This window comes from Vibrio tapetis subsp. tapetis (assembly GCF_900233005.1).
Taxonomy (GTDB): domain Bacteria; phylum Pseudomonadota; class Gammaproteobacteria; order Enterobacterales; family Vibrionaceae; genus Vibrio; species Vibrio tapetis.
This window is the reverse complement of the sequence record NZ_LT960611.1, coordinates 1581328-1598194: the sequence shown is the minus strand read 5'-3', so window position 1 is coordinate 1598194 and position 16867 is coordinate 1581328. Positions and strand designations below refer to the sequence as shown.

Genomic DNA, 16867 nt, shown 5'->3' with positions numbered 1-16867 from the left:
CAGCGCGGTACTTTCATGTTGGAATTCGCAATCGTTGCTGCGTTCTTTAGCCTTTTCTTGGTGTTTTGTGGTGACATCGTTATCAAGCTTTCGACACAGGGAAAGTTGGATCGCTTGTCGTTTTCAGCAGTCAGCGTTTTGAAAGAAAGAACGCAGTTGTTTGATGCTGATTTCACACTAACCGATTTAGAAGCGGATTCGCTATATACAATCATTCAGAATTCCCTGACTCGAACCATTGGCAGTTTTGAAGCGTCTCAGTTAGGCGTTCGTATTGAAGAGCAGACGTACGATGACGATGATGCAGCAAATGCTTTGATTGTCTATAACAGAGGAGCACAACAGTGCTCTGTGACTGACACATTAAGTGATATAGAAAGTAACCTTGCAGTCATGACGACATGGGGGCGAATGTCGACTTTATATCGAGTCACTATCTGTTATGAAACGGATAATTGGATCGGGGACTTGATGGATGTCGACTTTACTACCGTATCTTCTACCTCAGTAATGGTGGGGAGGTAACTATGGGTATAGCCAAGCGTAATAAAGGTCATGCGGCGATATTATTTGTTTTGATCATTCCTGCATTGTTCGGCTTGTTTGCTTTGGGGAGTGATGGTGCCAGAGCGCTACAAGCCAGTGCGCGACTTGATGATGGCTTGGAAGCGGCAAGCTTAGCGGTCGCGGCATTCAATGATGATAACGACGACGATGGCTCTGGGTCAGGCAGTGAGATTAATCAAACGATAGCGAATGCTTACATCAATCAATATATGGACTCTATGAATTCCGTCACGAACGTTAAGATCGAGAAAAAAAGCTGTGAAGACATTCCAGATTGTGTGTCGGGGTTAGAAGATGGTGATTCTCGTTTTTTTGAATATTCGGTGACGGCAACCACGAACCATGATTTTTGGTTCCCAAATGCATTTACCGAGAATGTTGAAACTTTTAACGTAAGTGGGACATCCAGTTCTCGAAAATATCAGAATCACGCCGTAGACGTTGTATTCGTTTCTGATTTTTCCGGTTCCATGGGCAACAGTTGGGATGGCGGAAGCAAAGACAAATACGAAGATCTGATTGATGTGATTGGGCTAGTGACGACAGAGCTTGCTAAATTTAATGCGCTTGAGAACATCGATGACAACTCGGTTTCGTTTGTCGCTTTTAATCATATGGTTCGGTTAGATGATGGTGATGGCAGTGGAACGAATTGCTATGTTCAGCAGCTTAAATACAGCGGTTCCTCAGTCAGTACTACGCAAACCATCAACGCAATTTTTACCGAAAAATCGGGATGCGCCTATAACTCCCATGCTGGTGGTAGTTTTTATGATCTTGTCCCCACGACTAACTTCACTAATTTTAATAACGCGATTTCCAATTTTTACCCAGGAGGCTGGACGGCGTCATACCAAGGTATTATTCGAGGGGCTCAACTGCTCAATAAAGGAGCGAACCCGCGCCGTTTGATGATCGTCCTGTCTGATGGACAAGAGTACAGCTCGAGCAACAATACGATTTCAAATAATCTAGTCAATGCTGGGATGTGTAATACCATAAGAGCCCATTTTGATAGCCTTGTTATTGGTGAAGAGCAAGTCAGCTCCAAAATAGCGGTAATCGGTTTTGATTACGATTTAGAAAATAATGTTGCCCTTAAAAATTGTGCGGGCAGTGATAACGTTTATAAAGCCGAAGATAAGAATGAAATTTTAAACCGAATACTCGAGCTCATTAGTGAAGAGATTGGGCATTTAAAATAACAGTAGAAGGAATGTAATGTGAATAGGAAAGTGTGGCTGTTTACAATGATTGCCCTGTTTGGTTCTCAATCTGTTTTAGGGCAAGACGTGAATCAAGAATTGAATTTTTACTGCAATGCAGCCGGTGCTGAATTTGAGCAAAGCGTTAAAGTTGGCCAAGCTAAGACGGTGCTGATAAATGCAGGTAGCCTTCATCAAATTGAGATGGACAGTGGCTACAATGCGTCTGTGGAAAATTTAGTTGGAGAAATGAAACGAGTTGGGCTAACCAGCGAATGCGCTGAGTTTTTGGTCTCCCAAGGGAGGGTTAAATCCATAGAGGGTGACTCTGATGTATACGCCCGAGTGTATTTTGATTTCAATAAACATCAATTGACCAGTCAATCTCGTTACGTTTTGAGAAGTGTTGCGGCTCAGTTGAGATCGGCTCCGTCGGATTTGATTGTAGAGGGCCATGCCGATAGCGTAGGTGATCATGGATACAATTTCACCCTAGGCCTAAAACGCTCAGAAACAGTGACTGAGTATTTGGTTGAAAGAGGTGTGAAAAAAGACAGCCTAGTCGCTATATCTAAAGGCGAAACGGCGCCAATAGCCAGTAACGGCAATGCGAAAGGGCGTCAGAAAAACCGAAGAGTCGACTTGCTGGCTGAACCCGCATCAGAGAACTAAATAACCTTGCGGGCGAATAAAACGAAGAAACACAAATAGAGAATAGGCCATGAATAACTTTAACTTCATGGCCTATTTTTCATTTAATAGCGTGTGTAACTTGACGGTTAGTGCCTAAATAAACGCTCGCGCGGGTCTTGTTCTGGGTACTGAGAAAGTATCTGGTTGATGTATTCTTGGTGATCGCGTAACACATTGACGCAATTGCCATCTAACTTACCCATGGCGACCATTTTTTCCAGCTCGAGCAATGCTGACGTTACACACCAAGCCTGTTGGTATGGTCGATGACTGGTTAATGCATCAAAGATATTAGCCACCGCTACGATACGGGCGCTGATGGGAATATCGTCACCGGACAACCCATTAGGGTAACCAGAACCATCTAAAAACTCATGGTGATGAGTGATGATATCTATCAGCGTTTCTACACAAGCATGCTGCGGTGAACCAAGATCAGTTAATATCTTTTCTATTATGATTAAGCCCTTATCAATATGGCTTTGCATAATTTTGCGTTCATCGGGTGTCAGACTGGTTGGTTTAAGCAAAATAGCATCCGGGATCGTGAGCTTACCTATGTCATGTAAACGAGAGAATAAGTGAATGTACTCAACCATCCCATCTTCAAAACACTGTGTATAGGCTAAGCTTTTGGCGATCAAATGAGTAAATAGGCTGACTCTAGATATGTGCTTAGCTGAGTCCTGTTTCGCTTCTGGGTACACTTCTCTAGCGAGTTCAGCTGAACTGAGTATGGCATTGATGAGAGAGTATTCGTTGTTGATTGTTTCGCTGATCTCTTCGCAGAAAGGTTGCAATAGCTGTTGGACTTGGGCGTTAAACACTTGCGGTTGAATAGAGTTAAAGCTAATAAATCCAATAAACTGCTGATGATGGTAACTCGGAACAAAGTAAGTCGATTGGTAGCCATGATCTAATAGCCATTTAGTATGCTGAGGCTGAGGAGTTAACGTTAATTCCGCAATACTATTAATGACGTGACTTGTCTTTTCATCGGCGACTTCTTTCAATTGCAGGCATTCAGAGAAATAGTACTGGTGATAATCTTCGGATCTAACCCCAGATATTTCACTGACGGCATAAGTTCGTAACATGTCTAAATGTGTGTCGTAGAGGATAAATGAAATACGGTCGATCTGTGGAATTGTCTCTCGAATCTTATGGTGAAGATCTCCAATTTGATGGTTTAATGAATGAAACTCATTATTGAGATCTTGTGCAATTTGGTGCGATTGAGTGAACATGATCGGGTCCTCGGCCATAACCTACTAATTGTGCTTTGCCTCGCGCTCTATCAATAGAGATGAGATTTAGAGCGAATTTAGACTTAATAAGTGTAGGCAATAAATTGCATTTCCGCTTAAATAATGTGCAAAAATATGTAAAAAATTATGGCCAAGGAAAACCTTTGTATTTAGCTCAATATTTGTCCTGAGAATAAACCTATTACGATGAATACTGCGACTAATCCTACGATAGGCATCTTTTTTTGTTTCAATAGGTAGAAACCCAAAAGCACCGCGGCCATGTCCACACCCGATACCACGGCACTAACAAAAACCGGTTGATAAAGTGCAGATGCCAGTAGCCCTACAACTGCTGCGTTAACGCCGCTGATTGCGCCTGATAATCTCGGGTGCTTTGCTAGGTTTTGCCAGTTCCGTAAGACCCCCATAAGTAAGAGAAACCCAGGAAGAAATACAGCCAGAGTTGCAATGCCCGCACCGAGAAGAGGAGCCGATGGAACAAGGTGGTAGCCAATATAGGTGGCAAACGTAAACATTGGCCCTGGCACAGCTTGGGCTGCGGCATATCCCGTTAAGAAAGCATCTGGACTGAGTTGGTCGCCAACAATGTTCTGCAGTAAAGGCAGAACGACGTGACCCCCACCAAAAACAAGGCTGCCTGCTTGGAAGAATTCACTGAACAATGCAACGAGCGGTGATGTGTCTGCAATTAAAGGTAAGCCAAACACGAGTAGCGCAAATATCAATAGCGGCGCGGGATTAAACTTACCAATAGAGACTGTCGATTTTAGCTCACCAGCGAGATATTTCTGACCAATAAGAGCTGCAATAATAAGCATTGCCATTTGCGTAAATAAGCTTGGAAGTATCAACAGAGCAGCAGCGGTGCTGAAACACAAAAACACGCCGGTTTTATGAGTACAAAAATTGCGATACATAGAAAATGTTGCGTCAGCAACGACAACAACGGCAAGCAATTTTAATCCGTGAATGCTATGAACAAACCAACTAGAGTCAGTGATTTGGCTACTCAATAATGCCAATGCCAACATGATTAATACTGAAGGTAGGGTGAACCCTAGAAAAGCAGCAATAGCGCCTAAAGTGCCAGCTTTTTTATGACCAATAGCAAAACCGACTTGGCTAGAGCCAGGGCCGGGAAGAAACTGACTCAGAGCGACTATCTGCGCGTATTCTTCTTCCGTTAGCCAGTTTAGCTTTTCAACAAACGTATGCCGAAAATAGCCAATGTGTGCGGCTGGGCCACCAAAGCTAACCCAACCGAGTAGAAAGAACGTCTTAAAAATGGAAAACATAACAAGCCTACAAAAATATGAATAGTGGTTAGGTTAAAGTGAGTTTGTAAATGATTCAAATCGATAGTTTTGATATAAACTATGAATGATATAGGATTGGAAGGCGGAAAGCGGAAAGCGGAAAGCGGAAAGCGGAAAGCGGAAGGTAAAGGTATAGAGGCTAAAGGTGGGGATAAATGAGTCAGGATATTAATTGGAAGAGTGTCGATCTCAATTTGCTGGTCACGTTCTCTGCGTTATTTGATACTCAAAGCGTGAGTGAGGCGGCTAAAAAACTGCATGTGAGCCAGTCGGCGATGAGTCACAGTTTAGCAAGGCTTCGGATATTGCTGGGTGACCCCTTGTTCGAGAGGCAAGGCCACAAAATGAAACCAAGTGAGCGAGCAACACAGATTGCGCCTATCGTGGCGAGATTACTCAATCAAATTACGAGCGAAGTGCTTATACCTCAACGCTTTAGTTCCAAAGAGTTCAATGGCGTTTGTCGTATAGGTTTAACTGACTATGCTGAGTACATCTTTTCTTCGGTGCTGTTTGATGTGATTCATGCTCAATCGCCACAATGCCAAATTAGCTTTGTAAATGTGAACCGAAGTAACTACATAAAAATAGTGGAAGAGCAAAATATCGATTTGGTTATCGGAAGCTTTAACGATCTTGATAGCCGATTTTCAGGTCAACGCCTGTACACCGAACGGCACGTGTGTCTATTTGATCCAACTCGAGTCACACTGTCTGAACCAATACAACTGTCGGAATATGCCCAAGCGGCTCATGCACTGGTTAGCCCTGATGGCGTTCTTGATTCTGGCGTCGATAAAACACTGGCACAACATGGGCTAAGTCGCCACGTTGCCGTTGCATCAAGTCACTTTCTTACCATTCGCCAACTGCTATCTCAGCGAAATTTATTGGCGATTGTTCCTGAGAAAATGGCTCAAATTTCAGGATTTTCAGATGCATTAAAAGTGAGCGAACCCCCGTTGAACGTTGGTAATTTTGATATAGTGATGGCATGGCCAACAAGAAAAAATGGCCAAGAGAAAAGTCGCTGGTTAAGGGGAGTAATAAGCCAAGCTCTAAAAGATAACGAAGAGTAGGATGGCGTGCTAGACGCATTTAACGCCTCAAGGTAAGGTAGGTAGATTATTAAACAGTCACTTAGTCACTTGTTGTGGTAAAGTTTGACCGTTGTGCAATAGCCTTAATGAGTCGAAGGAGTGTTTGTGAATAAGCCAGTATTACAGATCGAATTGGTTTCTGATGTGTCTTGTCCTTGGTGTTTCCTCGGATATAAACGCCTAGAGCAAGCAATGACACTTGTCGGTGAGCAAATTGATTTTGAAGTGAGTTGGCATCCATTCGAGCTTAACTTAGATCTACACCTTGGCGGCGTCGAGTTAAGTGCGTATTTTGCTAAACGCTATGGCGCTACGCCAGAACAGTATCAAGCTCAGCTTGCAAATATGCATCAACTGGGTCAAGAGGTTGGGATAGAATTTAACTTTGATGAAAGTACCAAAATCTATAACACTCGCAATGCTCACAAGCTCTTATGCTGGGCTGCTGAAACTGGTAAGCAAACCTTATTAAAAATGGCATTATTTAATGCCTACTTCTGTCATGGAAAAGCCGTCGACCAAACTGACACTCTACTGGAGTGTGTACGGGAAGTCGGCCTAGATGAGGCTAGCGCGAAGCGCGTGATAGAAAGCGAAGAGTGGAATAAAACCGTGCACGACAATGAAGTTCAATGGTTGTCACTGGGTGTTCATGCTGTTCCCGCGTTAGTCATCAACCAACAGCATTTGATTAATGGTGCTCAACCTGTTGATGTGCTGGCCGACGCGTTAAAAGACATTGCATTTAATCCAGACCCATAACGGATTTCGATTCGCTGTGCCTGCTTGTGTCAGCGCTCACGGGTGTCAGGATAAGTAATAGACGTTGGGCTCCCAACGTCTTTATATTTCTCACCGCTTAATTCAATATCAATCGTTGATTATCGATCTTCAAAGGCATCTTTGATCTTTTGATCCGTTTTATATTGGCTTAACGCATAAACCGACCAAATCGCAGCAGGAATCCAACCGATCAATGAAATCTGCAGCAGCAGACATACAATACCGCTTATCGGGCGACCGATAGTGAAAAATTGTAGCCATGGGAGTAGTAAAGCAAGAAGTAAACGCATCTGAGAAATCCTTTCAATTTAATTACTGTTAATACTATCAACTTTTCAGTGATTTCACAGGGGGCATATTTCAATCACCGCAATTGTGCACCACTTCTATTTTTCATTTTTATTCTAGTGCTACTATTGTAAACGTTTCCACTAAAGGTTGGGGTATTGGCTTACGGAGCAATTATCACCACAAAAGTGCCAGAATTACGGTCAATAATGTAGCAAAGGGAAGGCTCTATGAGATCATTTAAGCAGGTAATGTTAGCGAGAGAATGGGAAAATCAACACATTGTGCATCACAACACGTTGGCTGCGCACTCTCCTCTTCATTCTTATCCTGATACCGAATGTGCTCGTTTAGGCCTGAATTCTCCTAATCAGTTGTCGTTAAATGGAGCGTGGAGGTTTCAGCTGTTTGAACAGCCAGAGTTGGTCAAAGAGAGCATGGTCTCTGAGCATTTTGATGATAGTTCCTGGCCTGTGATTCGTGTGCCAAGTAATTGGCAATGCCAAGGTTTCGATAACCCCATTTACACCAATGTAAAATACCCTTTTGTTGATAACGCTCCGAATGTACCAGCACAAAACCCGACGGGCGTTTATCGGATTGGCTTTGATGCTCCGAGCCACTTTGAAGGTTTAATTCAGCGCATTATTTTTGATGGAGTGAACTCTGCCTTCCACTTGTGGTGCAATGGAGAGTGGGTTGGCTATTCTCAAGACAGCCGCTTGCCCGCAGAGTTCGATTTAACTGATGTTCTGAAATCAGGTCAAAACCAGCTGACGGTGATGGTTTTGCGTTGGTCAGATGGTTCTTACCTAGAAGATCAGGACATGTGGTGGTTAAGCGGTATATTTCGTGACGTTACCTTGTTAGCCAAACCCAAAGTGGCCATTGAAGATGTGACCATAGTGACCAATTTAGATGCCTGTTACCGCGATGCTACTTTGAACGTCAAAGTGAAAATCTCTAGCGTAGAGTCAGAAGACTATCGTGTTGACGTGGACCTTTTTGAGCATGGCAGTGATCGCGCTTTGCTAGCGGGTAAGCCTAGTTTTGGAGACAAGTTTGTTGATGAGAAAGGAGCATGGCATGACATTTCTCAAATTAGCTTACCGCTGACTAACCCAAAAAAGTGGAGTGCGGAATCCCCATATTTATATCGCTGTGTGATCAGGCTACTTGATGCCAATGGCGACTGTGTGGATAGTGAAGCGTATGAGGTTGGTTTTCGTCAGGTTGAAATAATAAATGGTCAACTGATGGTCAATGGCCAAGCTATTTTGATCCGTGGTGTTAACCGGCACGAGCATCACCCAGAGCTTGGGCATACCATGACAGAACAAAGCATGCTGCAAGACATCAAGTTACTGAAACAGAATAACTTTAATGCTGTGCGAACAGCGCACTATCCGAATCACCCTCGTTGGTATGAACTGTGTGATCAGTATGGGCTTTACTTAGTTGATGAAGCGAATGTGGAAACTCACGGTCAGTTTCCAATGTGTCGTTTATCCGACGATGTGAGCTGGCTTAATGCTTATATGCGACGCATGACTCGCTTAGTCGCAAGAGACAAAAATCACCCGTCTATTATTATTTGGTCTTTGGGTAATGAGTCGGGTATTGGCAACAATCATCATGCGATGTATCAATGGACTAAGCAAAATGATCCAACTCGTCCAGTTCAATATGAGGGAGGAGGGGCGGATACGGCAGCGACAGACATTATTTGCCCAATGTATGCTCGAGTTGAAGACGATCAAGTGTATGGCCCAGATCCAAGTGTCACCCCTAAAATGGCGATAAAAAAATGGATCGGTTTACCAAATGAAACACGCCCCTTGATTCTGTGTGAGTACGCTCATGCGATGGGGAACAGTATTGGTAATTTTCATAAATACTGGCAGGCCTTTAGGCAATATCCACGCTTGCAAGGTGGCTTTATTTGGGATTGGGTAGACCAAGGGCTGACCAAAACAGACGCCAATGGACAAAACTACTGGGCCTATGGTGGAGACTTTGGCGATACGATTAATGACCGACAATTCTGTATTAATGGCTTAATTTATCCGGATCGAAGCATACACCCTACGTTACATGAAGTGAAAAAGGCTCAGCAGTTCTATCAATTTTCATTGTTATCACTAGAACCACTGACCATTGAAGTTGCCAATGAACACTTATTTGAAACCAATGATAATGAGCAACTCCAATGGTCAATTATTAAAGATGGTCATTTTGTCTTAAAGGGAGACGCTGAACTCAGGGTTCTACCGCAAACGAAGCACGCCATAGAGTTGGCTGGTGAGCTACCGAGTCTGGAAGCTGGCTATGAGTATTATTTAAACGTAACGGTTGTTTTGAAAAGCGCAACGTCATGGGCTGATGCTGGGCACGTTACCGCAACAGAGCAACTTACTTTGCCGATGGTCACCTCTTTGCCGCTTCCTTCTTCCCGTTTAGCTCACGCTCCTATTCTTAATACACAAAGAGACGTCGTTACCGTAGAAGCCCAAGGCGTTAATCTGCAGTTTGATCCTAACACTGGTTACCTTACTAAGTGGCTGGTTGGGGAGCAAAATCAAATAGCTCAGGGACCAAGAGATAACTTCTATCGAGCACCGTTGGATAATGATATTGGAACCAGTGAAATAGACAGAATTGACCCTAACTCTTGGGTGGCTCGATGGGCGGAAATTGGTCTTGATAAATTGCAGGTTGAGTGCCAGCAATTCGATGCGCAGCGATTGAGTAATCGGGTATTAATAACCAGTCAGTTTGTTTATCGATTCGAGCAACGAATCTTGTTTCAAACGACCTGGCAATACAGTATTGATCTAACCGGAGAGGTGTCAATAGATGTTGATGTAGTCGCGGCTCGCCACTTACCGTCTTTGCCTAGAGTTGGAATGGAATGGGCATTACCGGCTTCGCTACCAAGTATTACCACAAAATCAAAGCCCGTTATTTGGTATGGCCGTGGGCCGCATGAGAATTACCCAGATAGAAAGACCTCTGCCTATTTTGGCCATTATCAATCCGATATTGACCAGATGCATACTAACTACATTTTCCCTAGTGATAACGGCTTACGTTGTGATGTAAAAAGCGCACACATTGGTGCTATGCAGTTGAGCGGGGATTTTCATTTCTCGGTAAGTCGCTTTACGCAAAATAATTTAGCGGATGCCAAGCACACCAATGAGTTGGTCGATAGTGGACAAGTCTTTGTTCGTGTTGATGGTTTCCATATGGGTGTTGGAGGCGATGACTCCTGGACACCCAGCGTGCATCAGGAATATCGTTTGGAGCAAACCCATTACCGATATCACTTAATAGTGAATATGAACGCGTAGTTCGACGAGTTAGCGCGATGCCAGATGAATAAAAAATGCGCCGTGAAAGCGCAAATAAAAAGACACCCTAGGAGCTAGGGTGTCTGGGTGCTTTACTATTGGGGGACGTTACTTATTGACTAAATTAAGCAATCTATTTTGGCAACCTCGCTTGGTTGCCAGTTAGTGCTCATTACGCAACGGCTAGCTCAGCTTTAGATTTACGCATTTTTTTAAGAGTAATACAGGTCAGTGCGGTTACCACGGTACCTGCCGCCATACAAAGAATCGCAAGTAGTGGGTAGTTCATCGCACCAAGTAGAGCAACAACAGGGCCACCGTGAGCGACACTGTTGGTCACACCGAATGAGAACGCCATCACAGCCGCAACCATTGATCCCAATACGTTGGCAGGGATAACTGACATTGGATCTTGCGCTGCAAATGGAATTGCGCCTTCAGATATCCCCACCAAGCCCATAGCACCGGCGGCTTTACCCGCTTCAATTTCAGAGGTTTCAAACAAATCAAATTTACGGCCAAGGTAAGTAGCAAGGCCCATACCTAGTGGTGCGACAGGAATGGCACACGCCATCGCGCCCATAAACTGTGTTTGACCACTGGCAATCATGCCGACAGAGAATAAGAAAGCCACTTTGTTAAATGGGCCGCCCATATCAAATCCAGCCATGCCGCCAAGAACGATACCTAATAGAACCACGTTACCCGTGCTCATAGAGGTTAGCATTGCGTTAAGGCCGTCCATTAAACTTGCAATCGGCGCCCCAATCACAAAGATGAATAGGCTAGAAATAAACAGAGAGCCAGCAATAGGGGCAATCATGATTGGAACTAAAGGCTGAATAAACTTGTGATAGTTAATGCTCGTAATGAACTTAACAAAGTAACCAACCAGAAGGCCTGCGACTATCGCACCAATAAAGCCTGTACCAGCTTCCGCGCCATAAAAAGAGCCGTTGTTCGCGATCCAACCACCAATTAAACCTGGAGCTAGGCCGGGACGATCCGCAATCGCATAAGCAATGTAACCGGCTAAAATAGGGATCATCAAAGTAAAGGCAACGACGCCCACATCGAGCACTTTTTGCCACATACTGTCGGCTGGAATAGCCATGCCTGCTTCTGTTGGTTCGCCACCAATGGCAAGCGCAAGCGCAATCAAAAGACCGCCAGTAACCACAAACGGGATCATGTGTGAAACACCGTTCATCAAGTATCGATAGAGATCGGAGCGAGCAGAAGAGGTTTTAGACACCGATGATCCATTTGCTTTGTCTTCACTGACGTAAATCGGTGCTTTCAATGCTTGGTTAATGACGTCTTGGGCGTTTTTAATCGGGGCTTTTACGGGTGTTTCAATCAGTTTCTTACCGGCAAAACGCGCCATGTCGACTTGCTTGTCACTGGCAACGACGATGGCATCAGCACGTTCAATTTCTTCAGCCGTTGGGCTGTTTTTCACACCGATAGAACCATTGGTTTCTACTTTGATTTCGTAGCCCATAGCGGCTGCGCCTTTTTCAAGAGCTTCGGCCGCAAGGTAGGTATGTGCGACGCCGGTTGGGCAACCTGTTACACCAATAATAAAGCCTTGATCGGCTTCTGGTGTATCAGCATTGGCTTCGGTTTTAGCGAGCAATAACTCAAGTGCTTGTTTCGAATTGGTTGCGGCCATTAAATTTTGAATAAAGCCTTCTTCGATCAATTTAGAAGAAAGCTCGGCTAATACTTCGATGTGGTGATCGGAACCGCCATCAGGGGAGGCGATCATAAAGAACAATTTTGATGGCTGACCATCTTCAGCACCGTACTCTATGCCGCTCTTGCTAATACCAATAGCAACAGCGGGTTCAGTAACAGCAGCACTTTTCGCGTGAGGGAGAGCAACACCTTCTTCAAATCCGGTATTACCGATTTCTTCACGTGCGTGAATATCGTTTAGGAATTGTTGCTTGTCGCTGATCCTGCCTTGTTGATGTAAAAGCTCAATAAGTTCAGCAAACACTTGGTCTTTGCTGGTGGCTTTTAGATCTAAGCAGATCAACTTGTCGTTGATTAAGTCCGTGATCATGTTCTTCCCCTGATGTTCCGTCGTTAAAAGTTATTTTGCTATGGGATTATTGTCGGACATCTTGGCAAGAAATTTTAGAGCACCATAAATGCAATTACTGGATTATTGTAACGTATCAAATTTAGTGTGATCGCTCTCAAATTCTTATGTTACTTCTGTTTGTCAATTCTATATAACTTTAATTGTTTAAATTCAGTGTTTTATATTATATCTTTCTGTCAGTTGTATTTTTAGATAGAAAAAGAATCGCTGGATAATAATGAGAAACTAGAGCAAAGTAACCAGTAAATCTGTCGGTTTTATTTGATTTTGGTCACATAAAATCGACATTTTTACCCAATGACATAGCATAAGAGAGCCGTGTAATGGCCAAAGTTTTTCATAACTTGTTAGAGACCTTGATTACTGAACGTGATCATTTTAACCGCATTTGGTTTGCGTCCGACCAGCTTCAGCCGCCTCCATTTAGCTATCAAGTGAACTTCCCTCGCTTAGAGTTAGTGGTGAGTGGTGAGTATCAAAACCAGCTTGAAGACCCGGAACAAGGTATTGCCGACATTAAGGTTCTCGCAGGAGATGCGCTGTACATTCCACCCAACTGTTGGAACAAACCGAATTGGGATAATGATTGCTCAGTCGTGAGCTTATTGTTCGGACGAAGGCAGCTAGGTTTGAGTTTTGTCAGTAAGCGTAAAGGCGAGGAAGGCTTCTTTGATGTGCAAAAGCACAGTATTCAAACACGAACGGGTCATGCGATTGATTCAATGTTAGACGCACTGAATGCGCTGGCAACGGAACCCAAAAAAGCCCCGATGGATGAACACCTATTACTGGCTTTACTTACCTACGCTCTGTCGATGCTTGCCGACCCTAATGCGTCAGCGAAAAAGCGCAGTGATGATGTGTACCAAGGGATTTGCATCTATATTCAAGAGAACTTTCACCGCTCCATCAATCGTAGCAGTATCGCTCAGCGCTTTAATATTTCTCCCAATCATCTTTCTCGTCTATTTAGACAGCAGGGACACATGACACTGGCAGACTACATTACGTGGGTAAGAATCGATCGAGCTAAATTTATGTTACGTAAATACGACTTTCGTCTGCAAGATGTGGCGACACGATGCGGCTTTCAAGATGTAAACTATTTCTTCAGGGTGTTTAAGGCTAAAACAGGTCGGACACCAAGTGAATATAGGCAAATTGTGTGATGGTCTACAAACTGAATATTGGTTACGAGTTAGAAGGGAAGGCTTGGGCTAGTCGATGAATGAGTATGGCTTTAACCGCTTCAGGCTCTCGGCTAGAAGTTAATACTTGGCAGTATTCTTGGTGAAGTAGAGATTTGGTTAAGTGGGTAAATGCCATGATCATATTACGCTCAGGAGGCTTTGGCAGTGCCAGTGCGATAACAAACTGCACATTCCCCATTTTCGACTGCCAATCTATCTCTTCTGCCAATTGAATCACAACCATAGAGGGAGTATCGACGTTGTCGTTCATCACGTGAGGCAGAGCAATGCCGTGGCCAATGGCTGTTGAAGACGTTGTTTCTCGTTGATACAAGGCATCAAACATTTTGACAACTGAATCGGGTGAGAGCATTCGGCTAGCGTGAGCTAAGACGTCATTTTTAGTATTCGGATGACTGAGGTATTTGAAAGTAAAGTTTAATTCGAAAGGAAGGTCAAAAGTCGGTAGTTGTTTAATGAGTTCGATATTGGTTTTTACATTACTTTTATGAGCGGTGTTGACCAAGGTAAATTGATCGGCGATGAAATCGGTCATCACCATACACGCCAGTTCGGCATCGGTACCTTCAATGTGCAATTGGCATAGATCGTGTTCTCGACCTCCGAGCGCCATGACTTGTAGGGTTTGTTCTGCGTTAGCACGCGCATCACGAGTGTGATTGACCAAGAGAATCACCGAGCGAAACATACTGCCTAACGTTTTCAGGCGGTTGACCTTCCAACTGACAAAGCCATCTTTAGGTAATATAAAGGTGATTCTTCGTTCGATCATAACGAGCGGCAACGCTCTAATACTGAAGCCACATCCGTAAGCACTTCTTCAATGGTAACACAGTGAATTTTACAGCCAGTAAATCGAGCACGGTTTTCTATTTCGATGTCTGAAGCAATTAAAACCACATCGGCACGAGCAATATCTTGGGAACTGAGTTGGTTTTCGATCCCCATTGCCCCTTGGGTTTCGACTTTGATCGTAGTGCTTTCTTTTGTCGCAGCTTTGGTGAGCACATCTGCAGCCATATAGGTGTGAGCTATCCCAGTTGGGCAAGCAGTAACGGCGACAATTCTCATATCAGTTCTCATCATTGGCAAATAAGCAGGCACAAGATTGTCACTGTTATGGATATGGAGTCAAGAGGAAGAGGGGGTAAAAGTGAAGTCCTAAAAGCGAAGTACGAAATTCTAGGTACGAAAAGCGAAGTAAGAAAAGGCAAGTAAGAAACTCTAGGTATAAAAAATCCGAAGTACGGAATACTTCGGATTTGCTCTACTCTAAGTGCTAAGTGCTAGCTCCAAGCTCAATCTTTTGCTCTTATTTCGCTTTTAGCACTTCGCTTTTAGCACTTCGCTTTTAGTTATTACTATGCAGCTCACTGTTTAGTTCAACGGCACTCTTGTTCGTCAGGCACTCAATTTGGCCTGTAACAGAGTTGCGACGGAATAGAAGATCTGATTTTCCGGCTAAATCACGGGCTTTAACCACTTCAACTTCTTGGCCGCTTGAATCTAACATGCGCACTTTAGAGCCTGCCGTTACGTAAAGACCAGATTCAACCGTACAACGATCGCCAAGCGGGAAACCAAGGCCAGCGTTTGCGCCAAGCAGTGATTTTTCACCGATAGAAACGACCACTGAACCGCCACCAGAAAGTGTACCCATGATAGAAGCACCACCACCGATGTCGGACCCGTTACCCACAACAACACCTGCAGAAATACGGCCTTCAACCATGCTTACGCCTGTTGTACCGGCGTTGAAGTTGATGAAACCTTCGTGCATAACGGTTGTGCCTTCACCAACATGTGCGCCCAGGCGTACACGAGATGTGTCAGCAATACGAATACCTGCAGGTACTACGTAATCCACCATTTTAGGGAACTTATCTACGCAATCGACAGACAGCGCACGGCCAGCTAGGCGTGCTTCGATTTGACGCTCTGTAAGCTCAGGTAGATCAATTGGACCTTCGTTAGTCCAAGCGATGTTGTGCAAAAGACCAAAGATACCATCAAGTACTGTGCCGTGTGGTTGAACCAAACGGTTTGAAATAAGTTGTAGCTTAAGGAAGCCTTCAGCAACGGATTGTGGTTTTTCATCGGTTGCTAGAATCACTAACACTAGAGGTTGAGCTGATGCTGCCGCTTTAGTCGCAAAGCTCGCATTGGCTTGATCATCATTTGCTGCAAATGCTTGCGCCAATGCTTCACATTGATCGGCTGTGATTTCGATTGCTTGGTTTTCACCTTGGTAGCCGCTTACTTTAGCAAGAGCATCTACAAGAACATCACTTGGGTTCAATACTGGATTAGGGAAGAAAGCTTCAATGATTTTGTCTTGGCTGTTTTTAGTTGCTGTGCCAAACGCCAGTGAAAAGTATGCCATGGTAAATGATCTCCTTGGGGAATTGGGGTTGCTGTTTGCTTGTATCCATACAAGAACATCGCAACAAAAATGAATCTGTTTGCATCATAATAACCCTGTTATCGATATAAAAGGGCAATTGGCTTGAAAGTCTGCCAATAGATATGAGCTGTCTGATGAGAGATATAATATCGCTAGGAAGAAAAATAGCCAGCCAGATCTGAGATCTTGCTGGCCATTTAAAGTTTGCCTGATTCTAAAACTTACGCTGCGTCGTCTTGCTCTTCAGCTTCATCCGCTTCAGTTTTCACTGCTTTTGGCTTTTTAGGTTCAGCTTTGCGCTTTTTAGCGCCCAGTGCGTAAAGCACCTCTTCTTTATTCTTAGCAAGATACATTGAAAGCTCTTCTTGCTTGGCTTCATCTTCGATTAGCTCGCTGCCTGCGAGTAATGAAAACAGCTCATCTGCCATATCGAGCATTTTGTCATAAGCGTCGGCTTCTGCCTTAGAGGTAAAAGTCATCTTTTCTTCTCCGTTGCGCTCCACCACGTACTTGACGATTACAGCCATGGTTATCCTCTTAAACTTACCAAATTAAAATTCAAT

General features: G+C 44.0%; 15 protein-coding genes. 7 read left to right on the top strand and 8 right to left on the bottom strand.

Features of this window, described 5'->3' with window-relative positions:
• Window positions 1-15 precede the first annotated feature (15 nt).
• Genes tadF through VTAP4600_RS07130 form a run of 3 tightly spaced genes read left to right on the top strand, consistent with a single transcriptional unit; the run spans window position 16 to window position 2444 of the window.
• Entirely contained in the window at window positions 16-525 is a 510-nt protein-coding gene (tadF, locus tag VTAP4600_RS07140; RefSeq protein ID WP_231897886.1) for a tight adherence pilus pseudopilin TadF, read from the top strand.
• Between the two features lie 2 nt (window positions 526-527).
• Window positions 528-1772 carry a TadE/TadG family type IV pilus assembly protein gene (locus VTAP4600_RS07135; RefSeq protein ID WP_102522161.1) on the top strand — a complete coding sequence of 415 codons (1245 nt, stop codon included), beginning with the start codon at window positions 528-530 and terminating at the stop codon, window positions 1770-1772.
• Between the two features lie 18 nt (window positions 1773-1790).
• A complete protein-coding gene (locus VTAP4600_RS07130) occupies window positions 1791-2444 on the top strand; it encodes an OmpA family protein (RefSeq protein ID WP_145958557.1) in 654 nt (217 codons plus the stop codon).
• Between the two features lie 107 nt (window positions 2445-2551).
• Here VTAP4600_RS07130 and VTAP4600_RS07125 read toward each other — a convergent pair whose 3' ends face one another.
• The gene (locus tag VTAP4600_RS07125; protein ID WP_102523929.1) at window positions 2552-3712 is read right to left on the bottom strand and encodes an HD domain-containing phosphohydrolase; all 1161 of its coding nucleotides are present in this window, start codon (window positions 3710-3712) and stop codon (window positions 2552-2554) included.
• A gap of 170 nt (window positions 3713-3882) precedes the next feature.
• The gene (gene chrA, locus VTAP4600_RS07120) at window positions 3883-5031 is read right to left on the bottom strand and encodes a chromate efflux transporter (protein WP_102522159.1); all 1149 of its coding nucleotides are present in this window, start codon (window positions 5029-5031) and stop codon (window positions 3883-3885) included.
• A gap of 176 nt (window positions 5032-5207) precedes the next feature.
• On the opposite strand from chrA, the gene VTAP4600_RS07115 reads away from it, so the two are divergent.
• Window positions 5208-6131, top strand: coding sequence for a LysR family transcriptional regulator (locus tag VTAP4600_RS07115; RefSeq protein ID WP_102522158.1), 924 nt, complete (start codon window positions 5208-5210; stop codon window positions 6129-6131).
• Between the two features lie 126 nt (window positions 6132-6257).
• The gene (locus tag VTAP4600_RS07110; RefSeq protein ID WP_102522157.1) at window positions 6258-6914 is read left to right on the top strand and encodes a DsbA family oxidoreductase; all 657 of its coding nucleotides are present in this window, start codon (window positions 6258-6260) and stop codon (window positions 6912-6914) included.
• A 119-nt stretch (window positions 6915-7033) separates the two neighbouring features.
• On the opposite strand, the gene VTAP4600_RS07105 is transcribed toward VTAP4600_RS07110, so the two are convergent.
• On the bottom strand, window positions 7034-7225 hold the full coding sequence (locus VTAP4600_RS07105) for a YqaE/Pmp3 family membrane protein (RefSeq protein ID WP_102522156.1): 192 nt from the start codon (window positions 7223-7225) through the stop codon (window positions 7034-7036).
• Between the two features lie 228 nt (window positions 7226-7453).
• Between VTAP4600_RS07105 and VTAP4600_RS07100 the strand changes: the two genes are divergently transcribed.
• On the top strand, window positions 7454-10576 hold the full coding sequence (locus VTAP4600_RS07100; RefSeq protein ID WP_102522155.1) for a beta-galactosidase: 3123 nt from the start codon (window positions 7454-7456) through the stop codon (window positions 10574-10576).
• A gap of 172 nt (window positions 10577-10748) precedes the next feature.
• Here the strand turns inward: VTAP4600_RS07100 and VTAP4600_RS07095 are convergent, their stop codons facing one another.
• Window positions 10749-12647, bottom strand: a complete 1899-nt coding sequence (locus tag VTAP4600_RS07095; RefSeq protein ID WP_102522154.1) for a PTS fructose transporter subunit IIABC — start codon at window positions 12645-12647, stop codon at window positions 10749-10751.
• 365 nt (window positions 12648-13012) lie between these two features.
• Here VTAP4600_RS07095 and VTAP4600_RS07090 point away from each other — a divergent pair, with 365 nt between their 5' ends.
• Window positions 13013-13858: a helix-turn-helix transcriptional regulator gene (locus VTAP4600_RS07090; protein WP_102522153.1), complete on the top strand. Its 846-nt coding sequence runs from the start codon at window positions 13013-13015 to the stop codon at window positions 13856-13858.
• Between the two features lie 22 nt (window positions 13859-13880).
• On the opposite strand, the gene VTAP4600_RS07085 is transcribed toward VTAP4600_RS07090, so the two are convergent.
• The 4 genes from VTAP4600_RS07085 to VTAP4600_RS07070 all read right to left on the bottom strand — a co-directional run bounded on the left by VTAP4600_RS07085 (window position 13881) and on the right by VTAP4600_RS07070 (window position 16831).
• Window positions 13881-14672, bottom strand: coding sequence for a PTS sugar transporter subunit IIA (locus VTAP4600_RS07085; RefSeq protein ID WP_102522152.1), 792 nt, complete (start codon window positions 14670-14672; stop codon window positions 13881-13883).
• The gene (locus VTAP4600_RS07080) at window positions 14669-14971 is read right to left on the bottom strand and encodes a PTS fructose transporter subunit IIB (protein WP_102522151.1); all 303 of its coding nucleotides are present in this window, start codon (window positions 14969-14971) and stop codon (window positions 14669-14671) included. Before VTAP4600_RS07080 ends, VTAP4600_RS07085 begins: the two co-directional genes overlap by 4 nt.
• A 280-nt stretch (window positions 14972-15251) precedes the next feature.
• The gene (dapD, locus tag VTAP4600_RS07075; protein ID WP_102522150.1) at window positions 15252-16283 is read right to left on the bottom strand and encodes a 2,3,4,5-tetrahydropyridine-2,6-dicarboxylate N-succinyltransferase; all 1032 of its coding nucleotides are present in this window, start codon (window positions 16281-16283) and stop codon (window positions 15252-15254) included.
• A 242-nt stretch (window positions 16284-16525) separates the two neighbouring features.
• Complete coding sequence (locus VTAP4600_RS07070) at window positions 16526-16831, bottom strand: YebG family protein (protein ID WP_102522149.1); 306 nt, start codon at window positions 16829-16831, stop codon at window positions 16526-16528.
• Between the last annotated feature and the right edge of the window lie 36 nt (window positions 16832-16867).